The 18,429-nt window shown below is 67.5% G+C and carries 15 protein-coding genes and 1 tRNA gene; 5 read left to right on the top strand and 11 right to left on the bottom strand.

Annotated features, from left to right (window positions below):
- Nucleotides 1-143: 143 nt before the first annotated feature.
- Both JGR78_RS04785 and JGR78_RS04780 read right to left on the bottom strand, forming a co-directional pair.
- Nucleotides 144-1,493 carry a sigma-54 dependent transcriptional regulator gene (locus JGR78_RS04785; protein ID WP_182792535.1) on the bottom strand — a complete coding sequence of 450 codons (1,350 nt, stop codon included), beginning with the start codon at nt 1,491-1,493 and terminating at the stop codon, nt 144-146.
- Nucleotides 1,490-3,349, bottom strand: a complete 1,860-nt coding sequence (locus JGR78_RS04780) for an ATP-binding protein (RefSeq protein WP_234450858.1) — start codon at nt 3,347-3,349, stop codon at nt 1,490-1,492. Before JGR78_RS04780 ends, JGR78_RS04785 begins: the two co-directional genes overlap by 4 nt.
- A gap of 140 nt (nt 3,350-3,489) precedes the next feature.
- Here JGR78_RS04780 and JGR78_RS04775 point away from each other — a divergent pair, with 140 nt between their 5' ends.
- Nucleotides 3,490-4,431: a ring-cleaving dioxygenase gene (locus JGR78_RS04775; protein WP_182792536.1), complete on the top strand. Its 942-nt coding sequence runs from the start codon at nt 3,490-3,492 to the stop codon at nt 4,429-4,431.
- 19 nt (nt 4,432-4,450) lie between these two features.
- On the opposite strand, the gene JGR78_RS04770 is transcribed toward JGR78_RS04775, so the two are convergent.
- The gene (locus tag JGR78_RS04770; RefSeq protein WP_182792537.1) at nt 4,451-5,059 is read right to left on the bottom strand and encodes an alpha/beta hydrolase; all 609 of its coding nucleotides are present in this window, start codon (nt 5,057-5,059) and stop codon (nt 4,451-4,453) included.
- Nucleotides 5,060-5,286: 227 nt separating this feature from the next.
- Here JGR78_RS04770 and JGR78_RS04765 point away from each other — a divergent pair, with 227 nt between their 5' ends.
- The gene (locus JGR78_RS04765) at nt 5,287-6,144 is read left to right on the top strand and encodes a hypothetical protein (RefSeq protein WP_182792538.1); all 858 of its coding nucleotides are present in this window, start codon (nt 5,287-5,289) and stop codon (nt 6,142-6,144) included.
- 270 nt (nt 6,145-6,414) lie between these two features.
- Here the strand turns inward: JGR78_RS04765 and JGR78_RS04760 are convergent, their stop codons facing one another.
- From JGR78_RS04760 to JGR78_RS04750, 3 genes are read right to left on the bottom strand one after another with little or no spacing between them, the layout of a single operon-like run.
- Nucleotides 6,415-8,094 (bottom strand): iron ABC transporter permease, encoded by a 1,680-nt coding sequence (locus JGR78_RS04760; RefSeq protein ID WP_182792539.1) that lies wholly within the window; start codon nt 8,092-8,094, stop codon nt 6,415-6,417.
- A 43-nt stretch (nt 8,095-8,137) separates the two neighbouring features.
- Complete coding sequence (locus JGR78_RS04755; RefSeq protein ID WP_200559446.1) at nt 8,138-9,163, bottom strand: Fe(3+) ABC transporter substrate-binding protein; 1,026 nt, start codon at nt 9,161-9,163, stop codon at nt 8,138-8,140.
- Between the two features lie 59 nt (nt 9,164-9,222).
- Nucleotides 9,223-10,416, bottom strand: a complete 1,194-nt coding sequence (locus tag JGR78_RS04750; protein ID WP_234450857.1) for an ABC transporter ATP-binding protein — start codon at nt 10,414-10,416, stop codon at nt 9,223-9,225.
- 227 nt (nt 10,417-10,643) lie between these two features.
- On the opposite strand from JGR78_RS04750, the gene JGR78_RS04745 reads away from it, so the two are divergent.
- The gene (locus tag JGR78_RS04745) at nt 10,644-12,239 is read left to right on the top strand and encodes a calcium-binding protein (RefSeq protein ID WP_182804356.1); all 1,596 of its coding nucleotides are present in this window, start codon (nt 10,644-10,646) and stop codon (nt 12,237-12,239) included.
- A 209-nt stretch (nt 12,240-12,448) separates the two neighbouring features.
- Here the strand turns inward: JGR78_RS04745 and JGR78_RS04740 are convergent.
- Nucleotides 12,449-12,524, bottom strand: a tRNA-Ile gene (locus JGR78_RS04740).
- Between the two features lie 123 nt (nt 12,525-12,647).
- Here JGR78_RS04740 and purM point away from each other — a divergent pair.
- Entirely contained in the window at nt 12,648-13,700 is a 1,053-nt protein-coding gene (gene purM, locus JGR78_RS04735) for a phosphoribosylformylglycinamidine cyclo-ligase (protein WP_182804354.1), read from the top strand.
- A complete protein-coding gene (gene purN, locus JGR78_RS04730) occupies nt 13,694-14,284 on the top strand; it encodes a phosphoribosylglycinamide formyltransferase (protein WP_182804352.1) in 591 nt (196 codons plus the stop codon). Before purM ends, purN begins: the two co-directional genes overlap by 7 nt.
- Before the next feature lie 84 nt (nt 14,285-14,368).
- Here purN and JGR78_RS04725 read toward each other — a convergent pair whose 3' ends face one another.
- From JGR78_RS04725 to JGR78_RS04710, 4 genes are read right to left on the bottom strand one after another with little or no spacing between them, the layout of a single operon-like run.
- Nucleotides 14,369-15,712: a branched-chain amino acid ABC transporter permease gene (locus JGR78_RS04725; RefSeq protein WP_182792544.1), complete on the bottom strand. Its 1,344-nt coding sequence runs from the start codon at nt 15,710-15,712 to the stop codon at nt 14,369-14,371.
- Between the two features lie 10 nt (nt 15,713-15,722).
- Complete coding sequence (locus JGR78_RS04720; protein WP_182792545.1) at nt 15,723-16,724, bottom strand: branched-chain amino acid ABC transporter permease; 1,002 nt, start codon at nt 16,722-16,724, stop codon at nt 15,723-15,725.
- Nucleotides 16,725-16,773: 49 nt separating this feature from the next.
- Nucleotides 16,774-17,595 (bottom strand): ABC transporter ATP-binding protein, encoded by an 822-nt coding sequence (locus JGR78_RS04715; protein ID WP_182792546.1) that lies wholly within the window; start codon nt 17,593-17,595, stop codon nt 16,774-16,776.
- On the bottom strand, nt 17,592-18,374 hold the full coding sequence (locus JGR78_RS04710; protein WP_182792547.1) for an ABC transporter ATP-binding protein: 783 nt from the start codon (nt 18,372-18,374) through the stop codon (nt 17,592-17,594). Before JGR78_RS04710 ends, JGR78_RS04715 begins: the two co-directional genes overlap by 4 nt.
- Nucleotides 18,375-18,429: the final 55 nt, after the last annotated feature.

Raw genomic sequence — 18,429 nt, 5'->3', positions numbered from 1 at the left:
CGCGGAACGTTTGCGCGAGGATCGGCTTTGTTCAAAGCGCCTCGTCATCCCTTTCTGCCACTTTCCGTCATGCCCGGCAGCCGAATGGGTGGAAACAGTGACAAGCTTGAAACTTGATGTGTGGAAATCCACACATATGAGCCTCAGCCGCTGTCGTCCTCGCCGGCTTCGACGATCAGGCGGCGATCGAGACCGTATTTCTGCATCTTCTCGTAAAGCGTCTTCCGAGAGATCCCCAGCGTCTCGTAGACCGCGCGCAGGCGCCCGCCATGGGCGGCGATGGCGCCCGCGATCAGGCTGCGCTCGAATTCGGCCACGCGCTCGGGCAGGCGGGCACCCTCGGCCCCGACGCTCAGCGGGTCTTCGAGGCCGAGGACCATGCGCTCTGCGAGATTGCGCAACTCGCGCACGTTGCCGGGCCAATCCCGTGCGGCGAGGTCGGACAGGAAACCCGCGGGCACCTCGCGTTCGGGCAAGTTGTTGCGGGCGGCGGATTCGCGCATCAGTTGCAGGAACAGCAGCGGGATGTCCTCGCGCCGGGCCGACAGCGGCGGGACGTGCAGGACGGCGACGTTCAGGCGCCAGAACAGGTCCTCGCGGAACTCGCCGCGCTGGACAGGGGCGGCGAGGTCTTCCTTGCTGGTGGCGATGAAGCGCACGTCAAGCAGCACGGGGTCGTTCGATCCCAGCCGGGTGATGACCCGTTCCTGCAGCACCCGGACCAGCTTGGCCTGCAGGTCCAGCGGCATGGACCCGATCTCGTCCAGCAGCACCGTGCCGCCACGGGCATGTTCAAACTTGCCGTAGCGCGGCCGCAGCGCGCCGGGGAAGGCGCCGGCCTCGTGGCCGAACAGTTCGCTTTCGATCAGGGCGGCGGGCAGGGCGGCGCAGTTGATGGCGATGAAAGGCCGTTCCGCGCGCGAGGAGATGTCGTGCAGCGTCCGCGCCACCACCTCTTTCCCGACGCCGGTCGGGCCGATGATCAACGTATCGGCGTCCGACGCCCCGATGGCGCGCAGGCGATAGCGGAGATCCACCATGACCTGGGTCCGGCCGGGCAGACGCGCCTCGACATCGTCGCGCTTGCCCGCGACGGCGCGCAGTCGGCGGTTTTCCAGCACCAAGGCCCGGTGGTCGATGGCGCGGCGGATGACATTGGCCAGCTCCTGCACCACGAAGGGCTTTTCGATGAAGTCATAGGCGCCATTGCGGATCGCCTCGACCGCCAAGGGAACCTCGGCATGGCCGGTGAACAGGATCACGGGGATGTCGGGGTCGATCTCGTGGACGCGACCCAGCAGGGTCATCCCGTCCATGCCCGGCATTCGGATGTCACTGACGATGGCGCCGTTGAAGCCCGGCGCGGCCAGCGCCAGCGCCTCTGTCCCGCCGGTCAGCGCCTCGACCGTGAAGCCCGCCAGCCGCAGCGCCTGCGCGGTGGACCCGCGCATCTGGTCGTCGTCATCGACCAGAAGCAGCCGGCCGCCGCTCATGCGGGCCTCGCCACAGGCAGGCGGACGCAGAACTCGGCGCCGGGGCCGGCATTGCGGACCGCGATGGTGCCGCCGAAGTCGCGCACGATATTGGCAGTGATCGACAGGCCGAGGCCCAGCCCCGCGCCCATGCCCTTGGTGGTGAAGAAGGGGTCGAAGATACGTTCCGCGATGGCCTCGGGCACGCCGGGGCCACGGTCGCGCAGGCGGAGGGCGATCCACTCGCCCTCGGTGCTTGCCGACAGGGTGATGCGGCGGTCGTCCGTCCCCTCGGCAGCGTCGGCGGCGTTGGTGATGAGATTGACCAGCACCTGTTGCAGCCGCGTCGGTCCCGCCTTCAGCGGCGGAAGATCCGGCGGCAGGTCGATTTCCAGCATGGCGCCGCTGCTGGCAAGGCGTTGGGCCACGATGGTGCGCGTCTCGGGCAGCAGCGCGGCCAGGTCCACCGCCCCCAGCCGGTCGTCGGGCTTGCGGGCGGCATCGCGCAGGTGCCTGCCGATGGCCGCCATCCGGTCCACCAGCGACAGGATATGCTGCATGTTCTCGCGCGCGGCGGCGTAGTCGCCCCGCTCGATCAGGACACCGGCGCTGTCGGCATAGTTGCGGGCGGCGGCGAGCGGCTGGTTGATCTCGTGCGACAGGGACGCCGACATCTGCCCCAGCGCCGCCAGCTTGCCGACCTGCACGAGGCTCGCCTGCGCGGCCCGCAGCTCGGACTCGGTGGCGCGGCGCTCGGCGACCTCCTGCTCAAGCTGGCCGTTCAGGCGGGCAAGGTCGGCGGTGCGCGCCTCGACCCGACGTTCCAGTTCGGCTGTGGCGAACTGGTGCATGGCGATCCGCTCGGCCACCTGCGCCCGGCGCTGCGCCAGGATCAGCGCGCCGAAGACCCCGGCGCAAAGCAGCAGGACCAGCGTCAGCACCGCCATCCGCGCCTCGCGCCGCAACTCGGCGCTGTCCAGCAGCACATGGACGGTCCAGCCCGCCCGCGGCATCGGCTGCGAGACGGCGACGTATTCGCGGACCTCGCCATCGGACGCGATCCACAGGACCGGCACGCCGAAGCGGGTCACGCGCTCGACGCCCAGATCGGCAAGCTCGGCATCGGCATAGCGGCGGGTCTCGATGGTGCGGGCCAGCCGTTCTGGGGTGGGAGGCTCGAAGCTGGCGGAAAGCCAGCGCGGTTCCGATGACAGGAAGACCCGCCCCTCGGGGTCGGTGACGAGAAAGCGGTATTCCCCGTCATGCCAGGACTGCTCGATCCGGTCCACCGCGACCTTGACCGCGACCACGCCCGCAATCCGGCCGTCCATATCGAAGACGGGGGCCGAGAAGTAATAGCCCCGCACGGATGACGCGGTGCCGATGCCGTAGAAGCGGCCCGGCCCTCCGCGCATCGCCTCGATGAAATAGGGGCGGTAGCTGAAGTTGCGGCCGATGAAGCTGGCCTCGCCGTCAAGGTAGTTTGACGAGGCGATGGTGTCGCCGTCTGGGCGGATCACATAGATGTCCGAAGCATGGATGGCCGCGTTCTCGGCCGAAAGCCAGGCGTTGGCCGCCCGGCGCAGCCCGACGTCAGTGGGATGCGAGACGAGCCGCTGGATCAGGTCGAACTCGGCGATCAACTGCGGAACGACCTCGAAGCGGGCGAGATCGGCATCAAGGCCGTTGGCCGTCAGACCCAGCGCCATCTCGGCCCGTTCCTGCCCGGCTGACAGGTAATGCCGGAAGGCCATGCGCCCGCCCGCCCACAGGGTCACGGCCAGCAGCGCCAGCAGCAGCACCGCCAGCCGCGCGCCGCCGGACCGCGCAAGGCGGGCGGGGGGCCGGGGAAGGGGACGGGCGATCTCGGCGACCAACGGGCGATCCTTGGCTGTGCGTTGCGGCAATGTCGCAGTTCGGGCCTGTCGATTCAACGTGCGGGACGGGTGGTAACATCTGTGCCACTGGCGGGCCGGAAACCGGGTTCCGATATCGGTTTCAACGAAAGGACACCGCCATGCAACTCATCGGCATTCACCACCTGACCGCGATCACCGCCGACGCGACCGGCAACAACCGCTTCTACACGCAAACCTTGGGGATGCGGCGGGTCAAGAAGACCGTCAACCAGGACGACACATCCGCCTATCACCTGTTCTTCGCCGATGGCGCGGGCAGCCCCGGCACCGACCTGACCTTTTTCGACTGGCCGGCATCGCCGGAACGGCGGGGCACCCATTCGATCAGCCGCACCGGGCTGCGGGTGAATGAACCGAGCCTCGACTACTGGGCCGACCGCCTGCGCGGCGAGGGCCTGACCGTGGGCGGGATCGCCACGCTGGATAACCGCGCCACGCTGGATTTCGAGGACCCCGAGGGCCAGCGCTTCCGCCTGACCGCCGACCAGCCCGGCGCGGCGCATCCGTGGAACCGCAGCCCCGTTCCGGCCGAGCACCAGATCCGCGGCCTCGGGCCGATCACCATCTCGGTTCCCGACCTCGGCCCGACCGAGGCGGTGCTGACCCGGCTGATGGGGATGCGGCGGCTGGCCGACTTCCCCAGCCCGGACGGGCAGGGGCAGGTCCATGTCTTTTCCATGGGAGAGGGCGGGCCGGGTGCGGAACTGCACGTCGCCGTCCAGCCCGGCCTGCCGGTGGCGCGGCAGGGCGCGGGCGCCGTCCATCATGTCGCCTTCCGGGTCGCCGACAACGTGGCGATCCGGCAATGGGCAGAGCAGTTGAAGGCGCTGCGCGTCCCGTCCTCGGGCGAGGTTGAGCGCTATTACTTCCGCTCGGTCTATTTCCGCGAGCCGGGCGGCAACCTGTTCGAGATCGCGACCGATGGTCCCGGCTTCGCCGTGGACGAGCCCTTCGAGACGATGGGCGAGACGCTGTCGCTGCCGCCCTTCCTCGAACCCCGCCGCGCCCAGATCGAGGCCGGGCTGAAGCCGCTGGACTGAAGCGCCTTGCGTGGCTGCATCACCCGTGCAGCCAAGCCCCTGCGATCCGCAGGTCCTCGGCCGACAGCTCGTGCCCGGCCTCGATCACCCGCGCGTCGAGATCGGCGCCCGCCGCCGACAGCGAGGTTTCAAGCGCCGGGGCCATCCGCCCGTAAGGATCACGTGCACCCGTCACCAGCAGCACGCGCGTGCCCGTCAGGTCGGCGGCGGGCGGGCGTTCCAGAACCTCGATCCCGCGCAACAGGATCGCCTGCCGCATCGCGCCCGGATACAGGCGCAGGATCGCGCCCAACAGGTTGGCGCCGTTGGAATAGCCCAGAAAGGTCGTGCGGGCGGGATCGAGGCCCAGCCCCGCAAGCTCGGCCGCGATGAAGGCGACAAAGGCCGCCGCCTCGGCGCGGATGTGGTCCTGGTCGTAGGTCACGGCGTCGAAGCGGCGGAACCAGCGGTTGATCCCTTCCTCCTGCGAGCGGCCGCGGACGCCCAGCAGCCGGGCATGGGGGCTGAGGCGGCCCGCCAGCGGCATCAGGTCGGATTCGTCGCCGCCGGTGCCATGCAGCAGGACGATCACCGACCCGTCGGGTTGATCCGGCACCAGAAAGCGGTGAGCGAAGCTTGAATCGCGCATTCCTGCGTTCCTTCCACGTTTCCGCAGGACGATCAAAGCATGTTCCGTCCCCCGGATCGACCGGCTTTCGGTCCCGGCATTGACCTTGGTGCGGTTTTGCGGCATCAGGCGGCACCCGAAGGGCGCGGCGATCAGCCGACAGTGCCCGTGTCCATCCCCCCAACTTCAACCATGCCCAGACGCCCTTTCACGCGGCGCATCCGGCATATCGAAGCCAGGTTGACCCGATGTTCCTTTCAACCCCGGACCCCGCCCGCGCGCAGATGGCCGGCGCGACCCCGATCCTCGCCGGATTCGAGTGCAGCCGCCTGCACTGGAATGGCCACGACCTGCTGCATTCGACCAACCACCTGCCGGATGGTGCGATGCCCCACCACTATCGCGTCGCCGCCGAGGAGGGCGCCGCCGGCGCTCGCGACGGGCTGTCCTGGCGCCACGACATCGCCGCCCGCATCCGCGCGGTGCCCGAAGGTTTCCCGGTGATCTGGGACCTCGTGCATTTCGATGCCCCGTCCCGCCCCGCGCAGCACGCGGTCGCCTGCTGCAGCGCGCTGCCGCCGGATTCCTGGGTGATCGCGGTGAACGAGCCCTCGATCGGCCGCCGCGTCTCGGGCATGACGCCCGGCCGGGCTACGCAGATGGCGCTGCGGATGATGACCACGGCGGCCTGCCTGCCCAATCGCCCGCGCTTTGCCACCTGCGACCCGTTCCACCACCTGCATCCCAACGTCTTCAAGGCCACCGACCGGCTGGTTGCCAGCGGCCATGTGCGGATGGTCGGCGTCAACTACTATCCCCATCACGCCATCGAGCCACTGCACCGGGTCCTTCGCGCCGTCGCCGACCGCTACCACCTGCCGGTGATGATCACCGAGACCGGCTGGCACGACGGGCTGCCCGAGGCGCACCGCCGCTTTCCCCATGTCCGCGACCGCTGGGACTGGCTCGCCTATGTGAAGGCCGAGATCGAGCGGTCGGAGGTGCCGGTCGCCGGTCTCTGCTGGTATCCGTGGCTGGACATGCCGGCCTGGGACAACCCGCATCACGGCCGCTGGCCTTGCGGCTGGCCGGGACGGCAGGCGTAGGGTCCGGAAACGGCAGCGATCGTTCTGGCGTCGCCGGGGCTGTTCCGGCGGACACAGATTCCGTCAGGCTCGCGGGCCCGTCCTTGGCAGTTCGCGCATGGCAGGGCTTGGCTACGGCGCGGTGATCGTAGCGGTCCGAAAGGATCAGCCACCGCATGGCCCATTCCCAAGCCTAGTCATGACCACCGAGGCAGGCCCCGGAACGGGAAAGCGGCAGAAGCAGTCTTTGCCATCCGGCCCGCGGTGGCGGTCGGCTCTGCGCCGCCGAGATCACGGGCGCGAACTGGCCGGTCCAACGCGGGCCAGCAGGATCACCGGCAGGATGCCCACAAGGACAATGGCCCAGGCGGCAAGCGCGGCTTCCTCGTAGGTGCCGCGCGCGGCTTCGCCGTAAAGATGGGTGGCCAGAGTCTCGAAGTTCAGCGGGCGCAGCAGCAGGGTCGCGGACAGTTCCTTCATGCAGTCGACGAAGACCAGCAGCCCGGCGGCGGCCAGCGCCGCCCTGGACAGAGGCAGGTGGACATGGGTCAGCATCCCGGTGACACCATGGCCCAGCGTCCGGGCGGACTGGTCGTAGCTGCGCGGGATGCGGGTCAGACCAGCCTCGACCGAGCCGATCGAGATGGCGAGGAACCGCGCCAGATAGGCATAGCCCAGCGCCACCCCCGATCCGATCAGGACCAGTCCGGGGTCGATGCCGAACATCGCCCGTCCGGTCTGGCTGATCCAGCGGTCCACCCCTGCCGCCGCGATCAGGATGCCCAGCGCCAGGATCGTGCCCGGCATGGCATAGCCCAGCGAGGCGACACGGTGGACGATCTGCATGGCGCGCTGCGGATAGACGCGCGAGGCATAGGCGACAACCAGCCCGCAGACCAGCACCGCCACGGTGGCAAACGCGGACAGCAGGAAGGTGTTGCGCGCCTCGATCATCAGCCGGTCCGACAACCCGGCGAACTGGAAGCGCTGCCAAGCCTCGACCGCGAGGTAGAGCGCTGGCAGCAGGAAGCCGAAGATCACCGGCAGCAGCCCGAGGCCCAGCGCAGCCAACCCCGCCCGCCGCGACAGCCGCTCGCGCGCGAAGCTGCGGGCGCGCTGGCCGCTGACCGCATAGCGCTGGCGCCTGCGCGCCCAGCGTTCCAGCGAAATCAGCGCCACCACCAAGAGCAGCATCGCCAGCGAGATCTGCGCTGCGCCCGGCAGGTCCGACCGTGTAACCCAGGTCGTGTAGACCGAGATCGTCAGCGACCGGACGCCCAGGAACTCCGAGGCGCCGATGTCGTTCAGCGTCTCCATCAGGGCTAGGCTGACGCCCACGGCAATGGCGGGCCGGGCGAGGGGCAGGGCGACGCGCTGGAAGATCTGGCGGCGGGTGGTGCCGAGGGTGCGGGCAACCTCGACGAGGTTCCCGGCCTGCGTCATGAACATCGCCCGCGTGGGCAGGTAGACATAGGGGTAGAGCACAAGGCTCAGCAGCAGGATCGCCCCGGTCATGGACCGGATGTCGGGCAGGCGGAAATCGCGAGGGCTGTCGTAGCCAAGGGCCGCGCGGACCAGCGACTGGACCGGCCCCAGCGGGTGCAGCAGGTCCAGATAGGCATAGGCCACAATATATGTGGGCACCGCTAGCGGCAGCAACAGCGCCCATTCCAGCAGCCGCCGGCCGGGAAACTCGTGCGCCGTCACCAGCCAGGCCGCCGATGTGCCGATCAGCGCGGTCAGCACACCGACCCCGGCCATCAGCATGGCCGTTTGCCCCAGGGCGTGCGGCAGCACATGGGCCGCCAGATGCGACCACAGGCCCTCGGACCCCTGCGCCGCCTGCCACGCCAGAGCCAGCAAGGGAACAAGGACCAGCCCCGCGATCAGCAGGCTGGCAAGGACCCAGACCCTTCCCCCGAGAGAGAAGGATCTGGAAACCTTTTCGCCATCTGTCGTCAGGACCGCCATGCCTGCTTTCCGGCCGCAGCTTGCCGCGGCCGGGTTGCCCCGATCAGTTGTCGAAGCCGACGCGGTCGACCAGTTCGCTGGCCTGCTTGCGGTTTGTCACGATCTCGGTCAGCGGGACGGGATCGACGTTAAGCTCGCCGATCGAGGCGATGATCGGGTCGATGGCGGCACCGGGTTTCACCGGATACTCGTAATTCGCCTCGCCATAGATCTTCTGCGCCTCGTCCGAGACGAGGAACTCCAGCAACTGCACCGCCTGGTCCCTGTTGGGCGCGTTCTTCGCCACGGCCGCGCCGCTGACGTTCACATGGGTGCCGCCATCCTCGAAGGTGGGCAGCAGAACCTTGATCGCCTCGCCCCAGGCCTTCTGCTCGTCCCCGCCCCTGCCGGAACGCATCAGCCCCACGTAGTAGGAGTTCGCGATGGCGATGTCGCAGATGCCGCCGAGGATGTCCTTGGCCCCGTCGCGGTCGCCGCCCCCCGCCTTGCGGGCGAGGTTGTTCTTCAGCCCGGTCAGCCAGGCCTCGGTTTCCGCCGCGTCGTGATGCGCCATGAAGGCCGAGAACAGCGCCGTGTTGTAGGGATGCTGGCCCGAGCGGATGCAGATCCGCCCCTTCCATTCGGGGTCGGCCAGATCCTCGTAGGTGATGCTGTCGATCTCGACGTCATTGGCGGCATAGACGACGCGGGCGCGCATCGACAGGGCAAACCACTCGTTCCCCGGATCGCGCAGGTTGTCGGGGATGGCGGCAGTCAGGACCTCGGATTCGACCGGCTGGGTCAGGTCGCGTTCGACCAGATCGACAAGGTTGCCCGCATCCACCGCCATCAGCACATCAGCGGGCGAGCTTTCGCCTTCCGAGGCCAGCCGCTCGACCAGCCCGTCCTTGAGGAACACCGTGTTCACCGCAATCCCCGTGGACTCGGTGAAGGCCTGAAGCAGCGGCTCGACCAGACCGGGTTCGCGCGAGGTGTAAAGATTGACCTCCTGCGCCGAGGCAGCGCCCGCGGCGGCAACAAGGGTCGTGCTGGCCAGGATGGCGCGGATCAAGGTGGGTGCGGCTTTCATGATGACCTTCTGAACTCCCGGTCGGACGGTTTCAGGGGTCATACATCGGCCTCTGCAACTTAGTCTAGAGTTTTTATCGACTTTGTTTTCCGCTGAGCTATCACGGGGCTTTCGTCAGCGAAGACATGGATCTGCGCCCCGTTCAGTTGCAGGCTGACCTTTTCGCCCACGGCCATGGGAATGCGGACATGGGAATGCATCCGCAGCGTCTCGGCCAGGGGATGCACCATGATATCGATCAGCTCGCTTTCCCCCATGAAGGTCTTGGCGACCACGCGGGCCGAGATGCCATGCCCGTCCGGCCCGATGGACAGCGCCTGCGGCCGGATGCAGGCCAGCGCCAGCGCGCCGTCCGGCAGATCGAGGGCAGCGGGAAAGGTCCCGATGGGCGTGTCGATCCGCCCCCTGCTCCAGATCCCCGTCAGGCGGTTGCACGGACCCATGAACTCGGCCGCATAGGGAGAGATGGGGCGGTCGTAGATCTCGAAGGGCGTGCCCGCCTGCTCGATCCGGCCCGCCCGCATCAGCACGATCATGTCGCCCACGGCCAGCGCTTCCTGCGGATCGTGGGTGACGATGATGGCCGTGGTCCCGATCCGGCGCAGGGTGTCCAGCGTCTCGCGCCGCACCCGTTCCCGCAACCCCTGGTCGAGGTTCGAGAAGGGCTCGTCCATCAGCAGCACCGCCGGCTGCGGAGCCAGCGCGCGGGCCAGCGCCACCCGCTGCTGCTCTCCTCCCGACAGGGAATGGGGATAGCGGTCCACCAGGTGGCCCAGCCCGATCCGCGCGACCACCTCGGCCACGCGGTCGCGCCGAGCGGACCGGGAAAGGTGGCGCAGTCCGAAGGCCAGGTTTTCCGCCACGCTGAGATGCGGAAACAGCGCATAGTCCTGGAACATGAAGCCGATCCTGCGGTTCTCGGGTTCGACAAAGCGGTCCGGGCCGGCGATCTCGGCCCCGCGCATCAGGATGCGGCCGCTGTCGGGGCGGTCGACGCCCGCGATGATCCTCAGCAACGTCGATTTGCCGCAGCCGGATTCGCCCAGCAGGCAGGTGATCCGGCCCGGCGGAATGGACAGCGAGATGTCGGACAGGACCACCCGTGACCCGAAGCTGCGGCACACTTCCTCAAGTCCAAGCGATGATGCGCAGCCCACGGCCATGACGTGCAGTCCCTCGTTCGACCCCGGTCGCATGACGAAACCGCGAAGGGGCTTGATCCGGTCGGCAGTATCTACGCCCCGCGCCGCCATTCTCCAATAGGGTGCCTTTTTCGTCGGGAATGATTGCGGCGGGACGAACCGCATCCGCAAGCGACACAGCGCTGGACGAGGCCCCAGGTTGAAGGATCAGGCAAGCGTCCGGCACATCCGGCAGTCGAACGGTTCCCCTGATTATTCAGTCGTCGCGTGCATTAACCTGTGTCATCATCTTCTGCAGCCGCAGACTCTTGGCGGCACCAGGTCATGAGGGATCAGGAATGGCTAAGAGACTTGTGAAGGGAACGAACAGGGCCGATCTTCTGACCGGCAGCCTGAATCGTGACATCATCTTCGGCCTTGCCGGCGACGACAGCCTGCTGGGCGACCGCGATATCAAGGGCAAGGACGGTGAAAAGACGCAGATCAAGGGCGCCACCGACCTGCTGTCCGGCGGCGTGGGCCACGACATGCTCTGGGGCGATGGCCGTGTCATTTCTGGCGGAAACGGCGCCGAGGCATCCATCATCGGCGGCGACGACATCCTGCACGGCGATGCCGGAGACGACACGCTTTACGGCGACGGCGCCATCGAGGTCGCGGCGCCGATGGAATACGCCCGCAGCGCGGACATCCGCGGCGGCCGCGATGTCCTTTACGGCGGCGCCGGCAACGACGTCCTTTATGGCGATGGCCTCGTTTCCGGGGGCGCGGCCGAAGGCGCCCGGATAACGGGCGGCGCGGACAGGCTGTTCGGGGGGGATGGCAATGACATCCTCTACGGCGACGGCCTGCTGGAGCTCTACGCCTCTGAAACGCACCTCATCGGGGGCGCGGATCTTCTGGACGGCGGCGCAGGCCACGACACCCTTTACGGCGACGGCATCGTTTCCCCGTATCTGTACATGGGCGGAGAGATGACCGGCGGCAGGGACATCCTGCACGGGGGTGCCGGCAATGACGTCGTTTATGGCGACGGCGGCGTTTCCACCTTCAGGTCCTCGGCACTGCTCAAGGGCGGGGCGGACAGGATCTGGGGCGGCAGCGGCAACGACCTTCTGCAAGGCGACGGCTGGGCCGATGGCAGCGATGCCGAGGTCGTGGGTGCGAACGACTACCTTGACGCCGGATCAGGCGCCGACACCGTCATCGGCGACGGATCGGTGAGCGCCGCGCCCGGCTTCAACCCCGGCAACGGAGTGCTGCGCGGGGGCAACGACACGATCGACGGCGGGACGGGCGCGGATTCGGTGCTTGGGGATGGCGGCGTCTTCACGAACGGCCAGTCTACCCTGACCGGCGGGGCCGACCGGATACAAGGGGGAAGCGGAAACGACACCCTTTACGGTGACGGGGTGGTCGAAGGCATGGACCTGGCCCTGCTGAAAGGCGGAAACGACACGATCCATGGCGGCGACGGCAATGACACGATCTACGGCGACGGGACTGCGGACACCTGGTATGGCGTCTCGTACTTCGGCCGTGTCGAGCTGCTTGGCGGCAAGGACCGGATCGTCGGCGGCAAGGGCGACGACGTCCTGTGGGGCGATGGCACGGCGAGCAACGGCACCGAGCGGGTGATTGCAGGCGGCGCCGACAAGTTCATCTTCAACGAACGCGACGGCCGGGACGTGATCATGGATTTCCGCAGCGCCGACGATGACCTTGTTCACTTCAACACCAGAAAACTGGCCTGGTCCGACCTTGATACCGACCGCAGCGGAAGGCTCGACGATGCCGACCGCTTCGTTCTTCTCGAAGACGGCGGCACCCGCATCGACTATGGCGCCGCCGGCGGGTTCAGCGATCCGGGGCAGGACATCCTCATGGTGGCCAGTGTCACGGGGATGACGGCTTCGGACTTCCTGTTCGGCTGAACGGCAAGGCAGCCAGGGTTCCCACGAGACGGCCCGAGCCTCGCCATTCCTGCTGGGGAGATGGCGAGGCTTCCGGGCTGGGGCCGGCCGATTCCGTCATCGCAAGCCGCACCGGCTGGGCGCATGGGAAGCAGGAATTGATCAGCCACCCTGCAAACCTTGTCAGCACGCCCGACAAGGAATTGAAATAACTTATAAAACGCGGGGTTTGGTAGGCCCGGAGGGACTTGAACCCCCAACCAAGGCGTTATGAGCGCCCTGCTCTGACCATTGAGCTACAGGCCCGCGCCTGAGGGCTGTCGCAAATGCGGGCGCGCGGGTCAAGGAAAACCGGGGCAGGCGGGTCGCGTTGATTGTCTGCGCCGGACGGCTGGGCTATCCAGCACCCAGGCAAGAGGGATGGGTGACATGACCAAGGCTGATGGCAGGGGCGGGCTTACCTACGCGCAGGCGGGTGTGGATATCGACGCTGGCAACGCCTTGGTGGAACGTATCAAGCCCGCCGCCGCGGCGACTGCCCGGCCAGGGGTGATGTCAGGACTCGGCGGCTTCGGCGCGCTGTTCGACCTGAAGGCGGCAGGCTACGCCGATCCGGTTCTGGTCGCGGCCACCGATGGCGTCGGCACCAAGCTGCGCATCGCCATAGAGACCGGAGAGCTTGACGGCGTCGGCATCGACCTTGTGGCCATGTGCGTGAACGATCTCGTCTGTCAGGGGGCCGAGCCGCTGTTCTTCCTGGATTATTTCGCCACCGGCAAGCTGCAGGTTGATGAGGCCGCCCGCGTCATCGCCGGCATCGCCGAGGGTTGCCGGCGTTCCGGCGCGGCCCTGATCGGCGGCGAGACGGCAGAGATGCCGGGGATGTATCACGACGGTGACTTCGACCTTGCCGGCTTTGCCGTGGGCGCCATGGAACGCGGCGCGCATCTGCCGCGGGATGTCGCGGAAGGCGACGTGCTGCTGGGCCTCGGCTCGGACGGCGTGCATTCAAATGGCTTCTCGCTTGTCCGCAAGGTGGTCGAAACGACGGGCCTCGGCTGGTCCGATCCCGCGCCCTTCGCCAAGGGGCCGCTCGGGCGGGCGCTGCTGACGCCCACCCGGCTTTACGTCCGCCCGGTGCTGGAGGCGATCCGGGCAGGCGGCGTCCATGCGGCCGCCCATGTCACCGGCGGCGGCATCACCGAGAACCTGCCGCGCGTCCTGCCCGAAGGAATGGGCGTCGAGGTCAACCTTGACAACTGGCAGGCTCCTGCCGTGTTCCAGTGGCTTGCCGATACGGCACGCATCCCCGAACGCGAGATGCTCAAGACCTTCAACTGCGGCATCGGCATGATCCTTGTGGTGGCCCCTGACCGTGCGCGTGCGCTGACCGGGATGCTGCGCGACGCAGGCGAGCGCGTGGTCGAGATGGGCGAGGTCGGCGGCGGCCGGGGCGTCGGTTATACCGGAACGCTGTGGTAAAACGCGTTGCGATCCTGATCTCGGGCGGCGGATCGAACATGGTCGCGCTGGTCCGTTCGATGACCGGCGACCACCCGGCCCGGCCGGTGCTGGTCGCCTCGAACGATCCCGCTGCGGCCGGTCTTGTCCGCGCCGCCGAGATGGGCGTGCCGACCGCAGCGGTGGATCACCGCCCGTTCCGCGGCGATCGCGGGGCCTTCGAGGCCGCGCTGCTTGAGCCGCTGCTTGCGGCCGAGCCGGACATCCTCTGCCTTGCCGGCTTCATGCGGATTCTCACGCCCGGCTTCGTGGACCGCTTTCAGGGCATGATGCTGAACATCCATCCCTCGCTGCTGCCGAAGTACCCCGGCCTTCACACGCATGCCCGCGCCATCGAAGCCGGCGACACGCGGGCAGGCGCCACCGTTCATCTTGTGACGCCGCTGCTGGACGACGGCCCCATCCTTGGTCAGGCCCATGTGCCGGTCGAGCCTGGGGATACGCCTGAAACCCTTGCTGCGAGGGTCCTGAAGGCCGAGCACCTCCTTTACCCGACCGTCTTGCACCGTTTTGCAGACGGCATGACGGGCCGGATCGACCTCTAGGGTTTTCTTCTTCGTCCAAATATCCCGGGATCGTCGTATACGACGATGGGGCAGAGCCCCGGAGACCGGCCGTTCCGTCAGAACTCACCGTTCCGGCAGCAGCCCCCGCGGCGCGAACCTCAGCACCAGCAGCAGCACGACCCCCATCGCGACATAGCGCATCTGCGGCGCGCTTTCGATCAGGTGGCGCTTGAGGCCTCCATCCGACAGCGGCGAGGTCAGCAGCGACATCGCGGCAGGCCCCCAGACCTCGGCCTTGATCCAGAGAAACCAGATCAGCACCGCGCCCAGCACCGCCCCCCAGTTGTTGCCCGACCCCCCGACGATCACCATCACCCAGATCAGGAAGGTATAGCGCAGCGGGTTGTATCCGCCCGGCGCCATCAACCCGTCCAGCGTCACCATCATCGCCCCCGAAAGCCCGATCACCGCGCAACCGAGGATGAACAGATGCAGGTGCCGCCGGGTGACGTCCTTGCCCATGGCCTCGGCCGCGATCTCGTTGTCTCGGATCGCCCGCATCATCCGGCCCCAGGGCGAATACAGCGCCAGTTCCGACAGCAGAATCAGCGTCAGCAGCACCGCCACGAAGATCGTGGCATAGGACAGCTTGACATAGATGGCAGAGGCCGTGGTCGGGTCCATCGCCCAACGCACGGCGGCCTCGACGAAGGCGGGGTTTGCCTGCAGGTCAAGCTCGTAAGGGACAGGGCGCGGGATGCCGGTGATGTTCAGCACGCCGCGGGCCAGCCAGCCTTCGTTCCTGAGGAGGGCGACGATGATTTCGCCGATCCCCAGCGTGGCGATCGCAAGATAGTCCGAGCGCAGCCCCAGCGCGACCTTGCCGATGCCCCAGGCGGCGATGGCGGCAAAGACCATGCCCACCGGCCAGCTCAGCAGCACCGGCAAGCCCAGCCCGCCGATGTTGCCGGCCTTGGAGGGATTGTTCGCCTCGATCGCGGCCACTGCCGGATCGAACAGCATCCGCGTCGCGACATAGCCTGCGATGACGACCAGCGCTGCGATCCAGAAGCGCGTTGCGCCCTTCAGCCGCGAGGCTGCCGCTGCAGCAATCACCAGCGTCGCAAGCCCGACCGCCAGCGCCAGGACCATCTGCGGTCCCCCGGCCGCCCAGGCGCCCTGCACCGGCTGGGTCGAGATCAGCACCGGGGCAACTCCCCCCAGCGCCACGAAACCGACGACGCCCGCGTTGAACAACCCGCCGTAACCCCAGATCATGTTGACGCCCAGCGCGGTCACGGCCGAAATCAACCCCATGTTCAGGATCGACAGCGCGCTGTTCCACGACCCCGAGAACATCGCGTTCGAGACCGTGCCTTCCAGCACGACCAGCAGGATCACCGCCGCGAACAGCAGCGGCGCGCGCCATGGGCTGGCAGAGGTTTCGGCCTGACGGTTGGCGCTCATTCAGGCCTCCTCAATAGGCTTTGCCGCGGAACAGCCCCGTGGGGCGCACCAGCAGAACGACGATCAGGATGACGAAGCTGATCGCCAGCTTGTATTCCGTGCCCAGCATCTGCAGCAGGCCGGTGGGCTCGAAACCCAGATATTCGGCGATCTTCTTCCAGGGATAGGTCAGCGCAACCTCGGAAAAGGCGATCAGGAAGCCCCCCGCGATGGCGCCGATTGGGCTGCCGAGGCCGCCCACGATGGCCGCCGCGAAGACCGGCAGGAGGATCTGGAAATAGTTGAACGCCTTGAAGGATTTGTCCAATCCATAAAGCGTGCCCGCCAGCACCGCGAGGCCGGTGGCGATGATCCAGGTCATCCGCACGACCCGGTCGGGGTCGATGCCCGACAGCAGGGCCAGATCCTCGTTGTCGGCATAGGCGCGCATCGCCTTGCCGGCGCGGGTGCGGTTCAGGAAGACGAACAGCGCCCAGACCGACAGCGCCGCGATCACCAGCGTGATCGCCTGCGTGGTCCTGAACGCAAGGCCCTCGCTTAGCCCGGTCATCTGCCGGAACTGCGGCACCGAGATGACAAAGCGGGCGCCGTCCGCGAACTGGATCTCGTCCACGCCGATCACAAGGCGCGTCAGGCCGTTCATCACGAACATGACGCCGACCGAGGCCATGACCACCACGATGGGCGCGGCGCGCACCCGGCGGTAGTGGCGATAGACCCAGCGGTCGGTCAGCAGCGCCAACAGCGCCGTCAGGGCGATTCCCAGCGGCAGCGCCAGGAGGGCCGAGGGCAGGGGGCCGAAAGATACCCCCAGCGACTGCAGCCCCCATGTCAGCAGGATCACGATGGCGGTGCCGAAGGCCATGGTGTCGCCATGGGCGAAGTTCGAGAACCGCAGGATGGCGTAGATCAGCGTCACCCCCAAAGCCCCTAACGCAAGCTGCGCGCCATAGGCCGAAGCCGGGATGACCACGAAGTTCAGGATCGCCACAAGGGCATTGAGAACATCCATCAGAGGCTTCCCCTTGCAGGTCGGACCTGCCCGTTCTGTCCGTCCATCGTCAGCCCCCCAGGAAGGTGCGGCGCACCTCGGGGTCGGCCATCAGCTCGGCCCCGGTGCCGGTGTAGCGGTTGGCGCCCTGCACCAGCACATAGCCGACATCGGCGATCTCCAGCGCCTGCTTGGCGTTCTGTTCCACCATCAGGATCGAGATGCCCGTGCGCGCGATTTCGATGATGCGGTCGAAAAGCTCGTCCATGACGATGGGGCTGACGCCTGCGGTCGGCTCGTCCAGCATCAGAAGCTTCGGTTGCGTCATCAGCGCCCGGCCAACGGCGACCTGCTGGCGCTGGCCGCCAGACAGTTCACCCGCGTTCTGGCGGCGCTTGTCGGCGACAGCCGGGAACAGCTCATAGACCTGCTGCATCGTTTGGCGGAAATCGTCCTGGCGCAGATAGGCGCCCATTTCCAGGTTCTCCTCGACCGTCATGGTCGGGAAGACATTGGCGACCTGGGGGACGAAACCCATGCCCGCCTTGACGCGGTCCTGCGGGTTCAGGGCGGTGATGTCCTGCCCGTCCAGCCGGACGCTGCCTTCCCGCAGGGTCAGCATCCCGAAGATCGCCTTCATGGCCGTGGACTTGCCCGCGCCGTTCGGGCCGACGATCACGGCGATCCGGCCCTTCTCGACCGCCAGCGTGCAGCCGTTCAGGATATCGGCCTTGCCATAGCCGCCGCGCATGTTCTCGCCGATGAGAAAGGGGTCGCCGGCAGGGCCGGGCCGGGCCGCGCCGCTGCGAAGGCTGCCCTGGAAAGTCCCGGCAGGACGCGGGTTCACGACCGAGGCGTCGCGGTTGCCGCGATTGGCAAAAGGATCGCTCATACCCCGACCTTGTCCTTGTTCTTGAGGCCGCGGCCCAGATAGGCCTCGATCACCGCCTCGTTTTCCATGATGCGCGCGGCAGACCCCTCGGCCAGGACCTTGCCTTCGGCCATGACGATCACCGGATCGCAGAGCTTGCCGATGAAATCCATGTCATGCTCGATCACGCAGAAGGTATAGCCGCGTTCCCGGTTCAGGCGGATGATAGCGTCGGCAATGGTGCCCAGAAGGGTGCGGTTCACGCCGGCACCCACCTCGTCCAGAAAGACGATCTTGGCCTCGACCATCATGCAGCGGCCCAGTTCCAGCAGCTTCTTCTGTCCGCCCGACAGGTTCCCGGCCTTTTCCTCGGCCACATGGCTGATGGTCAGGAAGTCCAGCACCTCGTCGGCACGCGCCCGGAGCGCGCGTTCTTCCTCGGCAATGCGCTTGCGGCCGAACCAGGTGTTCCACAGGCTCTCGCCCGACTGTCCGGGCGGGACCATCATCAGGTTCTCGCGCACCGACATGGACGAGAACTCATGCGCCATCTGGAAGGTGCGCAGCAGGCCCTTGTGGAACAACTCGTGCGGGGGCAGGTCGGTGATGTCCTCGCCGTCCATGACGACGCGGCCCGAGGTGGGCGGCAGCACGCCCGCAATCACATTGAACAGGGTGGACTTGCCCGCACCGTTCGGCCCGATCAGCCCGGTGATGGATCCGGTGCGGATCGTCAGGCTGGCGCCATCGACGGCGCGGAAGCCGCCGAAATGCCGGTGAAGGTCGTGGACCTCGATCATGCGCGCTCCGATTCTCCTGCCGGGTTCCCTAGACGACCGGGGGGCCATTCGCCAA

It is taken from the genome of Paracoccus sp. MC1862 (assembly GCF_016617715.1).
In the GTDB taxonomy this organism is placed as follows: domain Bacteria; phylum Pseudomonadota; class Alphaproteobacteria; order Rhodobacterales; family Rhodobacteraceae; genus Paracoccus.
The sequence above is the reverse complement of the archived record's forward strand: the minus strand, read 5'-3'. Positions and strand labels throughout refer to the sequence as shown.